Annotated in this window: 3 protein-coding genes and 3 pseudogenes; 3 read left to right on the forward strand and 3 right to left on the reverse strand. The window is 73.4% G+C overall.

Annotation, left to right across the window (positions count from 1 at the left end; genetic code table 11):
• Complete coding sequence (locus tag ACOBQU_RS09600; protein ID WP_423625792.1) at positions 1–6,663, reverse strand: amino acid adenylation domain-containing protein; 6,663 nt, start codon at positions 6,661–6,663, stop codon at positions 1–3.
• 964 nt (positions 6,664–7,627) lie between these two features.
• On the opposite strand from ACOBQU_RS09600, the pseudogene ACOBQU_RS09605 reads away from it, so the two are divergent.
• Positions 7,628–8,116: pseudogene (locus ACOBQU_RS09605) on the forward strand (ABC transporter ATP-binding protein); the annotation flags it as partial.
• Between the two features lie 871 nt (positions 8,117–8,987).
• Here ACOBQU_RS09605 and ACOBQU_RS09610 read toward each other — a convergent pair.
• Both ACOBQU_RS09610 and ACOBQU_RS09615 read right to left on the reverse strand, forming a co-directional pair.
• Positions 8,988–9,203 carry a hypothetical protein gene (locus tag ACOBQU_RS09610; protein WP_423625794.1) on the reverse strand — a complete coding sequence of 72 codons (216 nt, stop codon included), beginning with the start codon at positions 9,201–9,203 and terminating at the stop codon, positions 8,988–8,990.
• Positions 9,200–9,847: pseudogene (locus tag ACOBQU_RS09615) on the reverse strand (TIGR02678 family protein). The gene ACOBQU_RS09610 and the pseudogene ACOBQU_RS09615 overlap by 4 nt, the downstream one beginning before the upstream one ends.
• Before the next feature lie 237 nt (positions 9,848–10,084).
• On the opposite strand from ACOBQU_RS09615, the pseudogene ACOBQU_RS09620 reads away from it, so the two are divergent.
• Positions 10,085–10,312 (forward strand): annotated as a pseudogene (locus tag ACOBQU_RS09620) (DUF2397 family protein); the annotation flags it as partial.
• A gap of 336 nt (positions 10,313–10,648) precedes the next feature.
• Positions 10,649–10,915, forward strand: coding sequence for a hypothetical protein (locus tag ACOBQU_RS09625; RefSeq protein ID WP_423625796.1), 267 nt, complete (start codon positions 10,649–10,651; stop codon positions 10,913–10,915).
• Positions 10,916–10,961 lie beyond the last annotated feature (46 nt).

The raw sequence follows: 10,961 nt of genomic DNA on the forward strand, positions 1-10,961 counted from the left end.
TTACTGTCCACTCCTGTTCATCCGGCGCAGCTTGGGGCGGCGGGACGCGGTCGCGTTCCTCACCGTGCGCGAGAGTTCGGCGATGCTGGGCGACTCGAAGACCGCCCGGATCGGCACGCTGACGTCGAGTGCCTTGCCCATGCGGCTGATGAGCCGCGTGGCCAGCAGGGAGTTGCCTCCCAGGTCGAAGAAGTCGTCGTCGATCCCGACCCGCTCGACGCCGAGGATCTCGGCGTAGAGCGCGCACAGGGTCTCCTCCTGCGGGGTGCGCGGCGCGCGGTACTCGGCGCCCGCGAACGACGGCTCCGGCAGGGCCCTGCGGTCCAGCTTGCCGTTGGGGGCGAGCGGGAAGCGGTCGAGGACGACGACGGCGGCGGGCACCATGAACTCCGGCAGCCTGCCGAGGACGAAGTCCCGCAGCTTGACCATGTCGATGCCGCCGCCCCCGTCGGGTTCGGCGGGCACCACATAGCCCACGAGCCGCCTGCCGACGGCCTCGCCGCCGTCGTGCGCGACGACCGCGGCCTGCGCGATGGCGGGGAACGCCGTGAGCGCGGCCTCGACCTCGCCGGGTTCGATGCGGAAGCCGCGGACCTTGACCTGGGTGTCGGCGCGGCCGACGTACTCCAGCTGGCCCTCGGCGTTCCAGCGGGCCAGGTCACCGGTGCGGTACATGCGGGCGCCGGGCGGGCCGTAGGGGTCGGCGACGAAGCGGTCGGCGGTGAGGTCGGGGCGGTGGAGGTAGCCGCGGCCGATGTTCCCGGCGACGTACAGCTCGCCGACGACTCCGGCCGGTACGGGGGTCAGGCCGGGGCCGAGGACGTAGGTGCGCATGTTCCCCAGCGGCGTGCCGATGGGGGCGCTGGCCGCGCCGCCCCACGTGCCGTCGGGCCCGGCGGTGTGGGTGGTGGCGTAGAAGGTCTCGCTCTGCCCGTACGCGTTGACGACGGTCGCTTCCGGCAGGGTCTGCCGGATGCGGCGCACGAGGGAGGCGGGCAGCGCCTCACCGGCGAACACCAGGGTCTGCACGCGGACCTTGGGGGCTATCTGGTCGAGGAGTTCGCTGAACACGGACGGCACCGTGCTGATGACACCGCCCTCCCAGCGCTCCCGCTCGGCGAGCACCAGCACGTCCCGTACGACGTCGACGGTGCCGCCGGTCGCGAGGGTGGTGAAGGTCTCGAAGACGGACACGTCGAAATTGACGGAGGTGCCCGCGAGCATCCGCGAGCCGGGCCCGCCGCCGACGCGGTCGATGAGCCGGATGACGCCGTTGACGACGTTGGCGTGGGTGATGACGACGCCCTTGGGCCGTCCGGTGGAGCCGGAGGTGTACATCACGTAGGCCGCGTGGTCGGGGTGCGGGGTGGCTTTCAGGGCTCGGCCGTGGGGCCCGTCGGTGAGGTCGAGTTCGTCCAGGTGCAGGGCGGGTGTGCCGGTGGCGGGCAGGACGTCGGCGGTGGTGGTGTCGGTGAGGATCAGGTGGGGGCGGGCCTCGGTGAGGATGTGGTCGAGGCGCCCGCTGGGGTACTTGGGGTCGATGGGCAGGTAGGCGGCGCCGGAGGTGAGGATGCCGAGCAGGCCCACGATCAGGTCGGCGGTGCGGGGCAGGGCCAGGCCGATGAGGGTCTCGGGGCCCGCGCCCCGGTCGGCCAGCTCGCGGGCGAGCCGGTGGGCTCGGGCCGCCAGCTCCGCGTAGGTGTACGAGATGTCGCCGCAGGTCACCGCGATCGCGTCCGGCGTGGCCGCGACCTGGCGCTCGAAGAGGCCCGGCAGGGTGAGCGCAGGGGTCTCGGCGGCCGTGGCGTTGAGGCCGGTCAGCAGCCGCTCGCGCTCGGCGGGCGCGAGCACGTCGACCGACCGGACCGGCCGCGCCGGGTCGGCGGCGACCTGCGTCAGGACGCGGCCGAAGCGCTCGGCGAGCGCGGTGGCCCCGGCCTCGTCGAAGGCGTCCCGCTGGAACTGCACGGTCAGGCGGGGGTGGGGCCCGTCGGGGTAGACGAAGACGGTCACCGGGTAGTGGCTCGCGGTGAACGCGCGGATGCCGGTGAGCGCGATCCCGGCCCCGGCGCTCGCCTCGGCGAGGCCGCCGCGGTCCAGCGGGAACGACTCGAACCCCACGAGCGTGTCGAACAGGGCCTTCAGGCCGGTGAGTTCGTGGACGTCGCTGAGGCCGTAGTGGTGGTGGTCGAGGAGGGCGGCCTGCCGCTCCTGGAGGCCGGTGAGGAGGTCGGCGAGGGTGTCGCCGGGCGCGCACCGGACGCGTACGGGAACGGTGTTGAGGAACATGCCGACGACCGAGTCCACGCCGGGCAGCGCGGGCGGCCGTCCGGCGACGGTGGCGGACAGCACCACGTCCTGACGTCCCGTCAACTGGGCGAGGAGCAGGCCCCAGGCGCCCTGGACCACGGTGTTGAGGGTGACGCCGAGGTCGGCGGCGCCGCGCGTCAGGGCGGTGGCCTCGGCCGGGGTCAGGGGCACGTCGACCTGCCCGATGCCGGAGCTGTGCCGCCCGGTCGTGGCGCCGGGCGCGATCAGCGTCGGCTCGTCCACGCCGTCCAGCTCGCGCCGCCACGCCCGCGCGGAGACCTCCGGGTCCTGCTGGGCGAGCCACGCCAGGTAGTCGCGGTACGAGCGCGCGGGCGGCAGGCCCGAGGCGTCACCGCCGGTGCCGTAGCAGCGCAGCACCTCCTGGATGAGCACGGGCAGCGACCAGCCGTCGAACAGGGCGTGGTGCGCGGTCAGCACCAGTTCGTGCCGCTCGGCGTCCCGCTTGACCAGGGTCATCCGCAGCATGGGCGGCCGTGCCGGGTCGAAGTGGACCTTCAGGTCGTCGGCCATGAACGCCTCGAAGGCCGCGTCGGAGCCGGTGGTGCCGGTGCCGCTCAGGTCGACGTGCCGCCAGGGCAGCGTGACGCCGTCCACGACCAGCTGGACGAGGTCGCCGTCGTCGTCGCGTACGAAGGCGGTGCGCAGCGCCGGGTGCCGGTCCAGGACGGCCTGCCCGGCCGCCCGCATCCGCTCCGGTTCGATGGCGCCGGACAGCTGGATCGCGTACTGCACCTGGTAGGCGTCGAACGCCGACGCCGTGCCCTGGGCGTCCTCCACCATCTGCGTGTGGAAGAGCAGGCCCGCCTGGAGGGGCGAGGCGGGCCAGACGTCGGACAGGCCCGGGTAGGACGTGCGCCAGGCATCCAGGTCGGCCTGGGTGACCGTGACGAGGGGAACGTCGGAAGGCGTCAGACCGCCCGCCCGGGGGGCGCTGGCGTGCCGGGCCAGGCCGGTCAGGGCGGTGACCCACAACTCGGCGAGTTCGGTCAGCTCCTGGGGGGTGAGGATGCCGCTGGGCGCGGTGAAGAGCGCGCCCAGCCGCGGGCCCTGGGCAGTGTCGGTGACGCTGGCGTTGATGTCGACCTCGGCCGGGGCGGGCATCCGCGCGTCCTGCCCCGCGTCCAGGGCCTCCAGCTCGGGTATGCCGGTGACCTGCGTGAACCCCGCGGTCTCGGCGTGAGCGGTCCCGGCGCGAATCCCGGCGTGAGCGGTCCCGGCGTGAGCGGTCCCGGCGCGAGCGGCCCCGGCGGTGAAGCGGCCCAGGTAGTTGAAGCCGACCTGCCCCAGGCCGTGCGCGGCCAGTACGGGGCCGGTCTCGGGGTTGAGGTGGCGCAGCAGGCCGTAGCCGATGCCCTTGTCCGGGATGGCCCGCAGCTGCTCCTTGACCGCCTTGACGGCCTGCCCGGCGGCGGGGCCGCCCGCGAGGGCGTCGTCCAGGTCGGTGCCCGCCACGTTCAGGCGGACGGGGAAGACGCTGGTGAACCAGCCCACCGTGCGCGACAGGTCCGCCCCCGGCGCGGCGGCCTCCTCCCGGCCGTGGCCCTCCAGGCGGATCAGGGAGGACGGCTCGTCGATGCCCCGGGTGCGGCGCCACTGGGACAGGGCCAGGGCGAGCGCGGCCAGCAGACCGTCGTTGACCTCGCCGTGGAAGGCGGTCGGCAGGGCGGTCAGCAGGGTCTCGGTGATATCGGCGGGCAGCTCGATACGGGTCTCGGTGAGGGTGGCGATGGTGTCGCGGGCCGGGTCGAGGCGCCGCGCGCCCAGCAGCGGGTCGGGGCCCTCGACGATCGCCCGCCACCGGTCCAGCTCCGCCACGCGCTCGGCGCGCACGGCGTCCTCGGCCAGGGCGTGGGCCCAGCGCCGCACCGACGTCCCCACGGGCGCGAGCTCCGGGGCGCGGCCCTCGCGCAGGTGCTCCCAGGCCGCGGCCAGGTCCGGCAGCAGGATCCGCCAGGACACGCCGTCCACCACCAGGTGGTGCAGCGCCACCAGCAACCGGCCGCCCCGGCCGGGCTGGGCGGGAGTGAACCACACGAACTGGGCCATCACCCCGGCGTGAGGCTCCAACCGGGCGGCTGCGGCGTCGAGTTCGCCCAGCAGGCTCTCCCGCCAGGTGTCGTCCCAGCTGCCGTCGCACTCCACCTGGCGCACCAGCCCCGCCACCGCCACCGCGCCCTCGGGCGCGACCACGAGCCCGCCGTCGCCGTCGGGGCCGTCGGGGCCGTCGGGGCCGTCGGGGCCGTCGGGGCCGTCCACGAGACGCGAGCGCAGCAGGTCGTGCCGGTCCACCACCGCCTGGAGCGTGCGCACCAGACCGTCCCGGTCGATGTCCGACGGCAGGTCCAGGACCATCGCCTGAAGGAACCGCTCAAAGCCCGGCCCCCACGCCCGCACCAGCCGCGCGATCGGCAGCAGCGGCATCTCCCCGACACCGCCGCCGTCCCACTCCTCCAGGACCGGTACGGCGTCCGTCTGCCGGGCGGCGGCCAGCTCGGCGAGCCGGGCCACCGTGCGGGCCTCGAAGACCTCCCGCGCGCTGACCTCCACGCCCTGCGCCCGCGCCCGCGACACCACCTGGATCGACTGGATGCTGTCGCCGCCGACGGCGAAGAAGTCGTCGTCGACGCCGACCCGGTCGAGGCCGAGGACGGCCGCGAACGCCGCCGCCAGGACCGTCTCCGCCTCGGTGCGCGGCGCCCGGTAGGCCGCGCCCCGGAACTCCGGCTCGGGAAGCCGCTTCTTGTCCACCTTCCCGTTCGGCGTCAACGGCAGCTGGTCCACCACCAGGACCGCCGCCGGAACCATGAAGTCCGGAAGCCGCTGCCCCAAGTACGTCCGCAGCTCCCCCGTGGAGAAGCCGGAGTCGAAGGCCAGATGGCCGGTGCCGCCGCCCTGGATCGCCGTGGCGGCGTCCGTGTCACCGGCCCCGGCCGGGACGACGTACCCGACGAGCTGCTTGCCGGTGCCGACGCCCTCGTGGACGGTCACGACGGCGTGCGCGACGCGCGGGTGGGCCATCAACGCGGCCTCGATCTCCCGCAGTTCAATGCGCAGGCCACGTATCTTGACCTGGGTGTCGACGCGGCCGTGGAAGAGGAACTGGCCGTCGGCGCCCCGCGAGACGAGGTCGCCGGTGCGGTACATGCGGGCGCCCGGCGCGCCGAACGGGCAGGCCACGAAGCGCTCACCGGTCAGCGCGGGGCGGCCGAGGTAGCCGCGGGCGAGCGGGGCACCGGCGATGTACAGCTCGCCCGGGGTGCCGTCGGGGACGGGCCGCAGCTCGTCGTCGAGGACGTACGCGTGGGTGTTGGCGAGGGGCGCGCCGATGGGCGGGACCTGGCCGTCGCCGACGAGGGGCTCGCTGAGGGTGACGCTGACGGTGGTCTCGGTCGGGCCGTAGCCGTTGATCATCCGGCGTCCGGCCGACCAGGCGGCGACCAGCTCGGGCGCGCTGGCCTCGCCGCCGACGGCGAGGCTCGACACGGTGGGCAGCGAGCCGACGGGCAGGGCGGCGAGCACGGCGGGCGACAGGACCGCGTGGGTCACGGCGTGCCGGTTGACGGTCTCCACCAGCGGGGCACCGGGGGCCAGCTGCTCCTTGTCGGCCATGACGAGCGTGGCACCGGACAGCAGGGACATGCCGAGTTCGCCGACGGACACGTCGAAACTGGGCGAGCCGAACTGCAGGACGCGGCTCTGCGGGGTGACCCGCATCCGCTCGCGCATCGCGCCGACGAGGTTGGCGATGCCGGTGTGCGTGACGGCGACGCCCTTGGGGCGCCCGGTGGAGCCCGAGGTGTAGATGACGTACGCGGCGTTGGCGACCGTCAGGGGGCGGGTGCGCTCGGCGTCGCCGACGGCGCGGGCGCTGTGCGCGGCCACGGCGGCGACGGTGTCCGGGGCGTCCAGGCGCACGGTGGGAACGGAGAGTTCCGGCAGCTCGGCGGCGGTGCCCGCGTCGACGAGGACGAGGGCGGCACCGGAGTCCGCCACCATGTACGCGATGCGGTCGGCCGGGTACGCCGGGTCGACCGGCAGGTAGGCGCCGCCCGCCTTCAGGACCGCCAGGACGGTCACGCACCACTCGGGGGTGCGCCGCAGCGCCACGCCCACGACGGTCTCGGGGCCGACCCCGCGCTCGACGAGGAGGCGGGCCACACGGTTCGCGCGCGCGTCGAGTTCGCGGTAACTCAGCGCCGCGTCGCCGAAGACCACGGCGGTCGCGTCGGGCACGGCGGCGACCCGCTGCTCGAACAGCTCGGGAATCGTCCCTACCGGAACTTCGGTGCCCTCGGGCCCGCCCGGCAGCACACCCTCCTCAAACGAACGCAAAGCAACCATCCCCCACAGCGGTTTAGCGATGTACGCGGTTGAACGATGTACGCGGTTGTACGTGAAGCCAGGACTGGTGAATCCGCGCCGCGGCGGCAAAGCGCGGGGCGCGCAGGTGTCGGCGGCGGCGCATATCCGCCGCGCCCCTGCAATGAGGGCGCCCACAGCGCGTGTCCGGTTCGGCTGAACAGCCACTTCGCTCGCCGGGCAGCTCCGGTGCTCCTGGCGCCCGAACAGGCTCGTGCCTTCGCGCCACGGAGTCAACTGCCGTCAAGATCGCCCCAGTTACGGCCTCTCCCAGGTCATCGCCACGTCATCCAAAGGTCGCCGCCCGGCACGCGCGGCGGCCACCGAGGCGGTCGAGCACGGAATGCTGCCGGAATTCCACTGCGAAATGCGGCAGCGATTCGCGGATTCCCGCTACGGCGCCCGCGGGTCGGGCAGCGGGTGTGAATTCCCCCTCCATCCCGCGCACCGAGCCTAGAAGCGGCCCCGATCCAGAGCAAGGAGCGACCAAGGGGCGGCCCGTAAGGACTCTTTAACGCCCCCAAGCCGTCGAATTGCCGCCGCCGGGAGCTGTCAAGGCGGGGCGACGGAACGGCCGTGACCGGCGCGGAACGTGTCCCGTCGCCAGGACAAGGCGGGGCGACGGCCCCCCCGGCCGCGGAACGACACCCGAGCCGCCCCGCCCCCTGAACGGAACACCCAATTCCGCCTTAAAGCCCCTTGGGGCAGCTGGAGTCCGGGGGCCTTGAAACCCGTAACCCGTCGAAGCCCCCCCTGAAACCGTATGGAAGGCCCCCTGAAGGCGCTCTGAAGCCACCCCGCCGCACCCTGCTGTCCGGCATGAACAGCACGCCAACGCCACCGACCCCGCCGCCCCAGCCAGCCCCAGGGACACCGCCCCCCACCCCCGACACCGCCCAAGCACCCCACGGCCCCCGCCGCCCTCGCGACCACCGGCCTGCGCAGGGCCTACGGCTCGAAGACGGTCCACGACGGCATGGACCTGAACGCGCCGCGCGGCACTGTCTACACCCTGCTCGGCCCCAACGGCGCGGGCAAGACCACCGTCGTCAAGATCCTCACCACGTACCTCACCGCCAACGCTGGCGAGGTGTGGGTGGACGGCCACCACTTGGCTTCCGACCCTCGGGCGGTGCGGGCCGCGATCGGGGTCACCGGGCAGTTCTCCGCCGTCGACGGCCTGATCACCGGCGAGGAGAACATGCGCCTGATGACGGACCTCCACCACCTGCCGCGCGCCGAGGGGCGCCGCGTCACCGCCTCGCTCCTGGAGCGCTTCGACCTAGTGGAGGCCGCGCGGAAGCCCGCCGCCAGCTACTCCGGCGGCATGCGGCGCCGCCTGGACATCGCCATGACGCTGGTCGGCGGCCCGCGCATCATCTCCCTCGACGAGCCGACCACCGGCCTCGACCCGCGCAGCCGCCACAAATGTAGGGCGCGGTCCGTAACGCCACGGCGAGCAGCCCCGTCGCGGCGAACCACTCTAGCGCCGCAACGGCTTCCTCTCGCGCGGCGGTCGCCTCGGTGACGTCCTCGGCAAGCCGCTCGATGCTTCCCTCGGCGCGGCTGGCCCGCCGGTCGGCGTCACCGGACTGCGCCCGGACCTGTCGCTGTTCCTGCTCACAGGCCCGAGCCGCCTGGGCCGTCTCCTCCAATTGCTGCTGAAGCTCGGCGACGGCCGCTCCGAGGGTGGAGCGGAGCGTCGTGAGGTGTTCGTCCGCTGCCGCGGCCACCCGAGCCACCTCCATGGCGCGCTCGGCGCGTTCGGACACGAGGAGGTCGCCCGGCCGGTCTCCTCGCGCTCGGCCTCTGCGCGTTCACGCAGTGCAGGCCACAGGGCCATCAGGAGGGCGGTGTGGTCGGCGAGCGCATGGCGAACGGCACCCAGTGTCGTCTGGTCGGGGGAGGTTCAGGGCGGCCGCAGTGTCAGCAAGCTCGGTCGCCGCGCGCTCGGCCCGTCGAGCCGCCGGGGCCAGTTCCACGGCCCTTCCGTGTCGCCGGGCGCGGGCGCGGCGGACAGCTTCGGCCGCGGCGGTGACGCGTGCGTGGGCGTACCGCAGGTCGTCGTCGCCAGGCAGTGCGGCGAGTTCGGCGTCCGGCGCGGCAGGGCGCCCGGCCACGGCGCGGGACTCCTCGGCCAGCTGCTCCCGCTCCGCCGTCAAGCAGGCGATCTCGGCGCGCAGTTCCGCGCTCCGGGCGAGACGTTCCCGCTCCCGCGCTCCTCCTCCCCCCACGTAGTGTGCGCTCTCCTTGGCACCGCTGCCGGTAAGCGCCCCGACGCGGAAGCAACCGTCCGCTCAGACCCAGGTGTCATGGCCACCGGCCTCCCAGGACACCACCTCGCCGAGCCCGTCATCACCGACCGCGGCCAGCCCGATCGAGGCGAGCAGACGCGCGACGTCGCTCAGGTCGTCGTAGTACAGGACCGAGTCGCCCAGGGGGATACGGGTCAGCTTCCAGCGGACCTCCCGGAACCTGAGCTCGTCGCTATCGAGGGCGGTCCACGCGGTCATCTCCGCCAGACGCCCCTCGAAGCCCTCGGCCTCGACCATGGAGGGGCCCTCAGGGACGCGAGCATCCTGGCCAGCACGCGCCGCCGCACGTCGTACAGCACGTCGCCCGATCCGCTGCCATAGGCGCCCTTGTCGCTGGCCATCTGCCGCAGCACCCCGAGCCGTAGCAGCAGGCGGACGGCGGCGAGGTCGAGGCGCTCGTCGCGCCGCTCCAGAGTGAACGTGATCCCGACGGCTACGAGTTCGGGATCGGCGGCGGTCAGGACGACCTGCTCGGCGAGACGTCCGAGCACCACCTACGACTCGCCCCGTCCCAGTGCGGCCAGGGCCAGGCAGAGCAGAACGTAGCGGCGGCGGGTGAAGGGCAGGGCGCTGCGGGCGGCCTCACGCGCCGGGTGCATGGCGTCAGTGAGGGTGCCCGGCGTCTTGCGCAGCCGTGCGGCGTCGGCGTCCGTGCGCAGCGTCCAGCCGACGTGACGTTCAAACCACTCCCGAAGTCCGGCAGCATGTCGGCGAACCAGCCGGACCTCATCGGCGGACGGTCCCTCTGCAGTGAGCAGCGGCTCCTTCAGCAGGGCGCGTCCGGCCTTCTGGAGGTCGGACTGCCGCTGGCCGTCAAGGACCTCGGCGAGGGGGCCGCTCATCGGTCCTCCGCGCGCTGGGGAGCGCCGCCCCGATCGGGGGACGGGGATGGGGACAGACACCGATGCCGGTGCTACGTGGTCGCTCCGTGGAGTGCGGCGCGACCGCTACGGATCAGCCCCCAGCTGCGCCGCACCAGCAGCTACGAACGCCGCGGCAGGCCGCGCCGAGGCACCGACCGGGGCAAGGCGAAACGTCGGCTTGCCGAGATCGCCGCCCGGTAGACGGAGGAGACCAGGCGGGCCCGGGACAGTCTCGTATCGGGCGGACCGATGCGGCTCTCGCGGCTCGGCGAACTCGGCCTGCTCACCTCCCAGTTGTTTCTGCGGCTGCTCGGCGACGCGCTCGCCACCTGGCGGCCGGGCACGACCACCACCGCGGCCGCCGACGGGGACAGCTCGATGGAGATCCGGCTGACCGCCCTCAACGACGGATTGACGGCCGAAGTGAGCACCCCGACGGCATGATCAGCGACTCCGACCGCCTGCGGATCGGTGCTGTACAAGGATGCTCCACGCGTCCAACCGGTTTGCGGCCAGTCGGTGGGCGAGGCAGGCGCCCCGTGGGGTGGAGGTGAATCGCATCTCGATGTGCGACTCACCTCATCGCTGGGACACATGGGTTGGATGCGCCGAGGGAGCTGGGGAGTCGACTCGCCATGCCGTCAACGGCGCCCTCGGTCGCATAGCGTGACCAGTGCTGACGCACCGGCGCGGCCCGTTGTACGCGCGGTGACGGTACGGGTACGAGACGCGCGGCATGACGAGGCCGTCGGGACGACATTGGGCCAGGGGGCCGTAGCGATGACCGAGGGGACCGACGCAGGGGCCGAGACCCTGGTGGCAGACGACGCGGGACAGGCGACGGCGGACACGTCCGGCCAGACCGTGGTCACCGCGTTCGGGCAGACGATGAAGACGCTGCGGGTGCGGGCGAGCCTGGAGCGCGAGGACTTCGGACGGCGGATCAGATACTCGGCGTCCACGGTGGCGTCGTGCGCAAGCACGGTTCATCCGATCGCAGGCTCTCCCATCGCGAGAGTCGCTCGACTTCGTGGAAAGGTGGGCTGAGATCACTCCGAACAGCTCTGAGTCCTCAGCCGTAGCTTCTGGCCTC

The organism is Streptomyces sp. G45, from assembly GCF_049542095.1.
Taxonomy (GTDB): Bacteria; Actinomycetota; Actinomycetes; order Streptomycetales; family Streptomycetaceae; genus Streptomyces.

What these genes read in the sequence shown, in the direction of transcription:
- ACOBQU_RS09610 (WP_423625794.1), bottom strand. Translation starts at nt 9,203, where the DNA reads ATGACCGCGTGGACCGCCCTCGATAGCGACGAGCTCAGGTTCCGGGAG.
- ACOBQU_RS09625 (WP_423625796.1), top strand. Translation starts at nt 10,649, where the DNA reads ATGACCGAGGGGACCGACGCAGGGGCCGAGACCCTGGTGGCAGACGAC.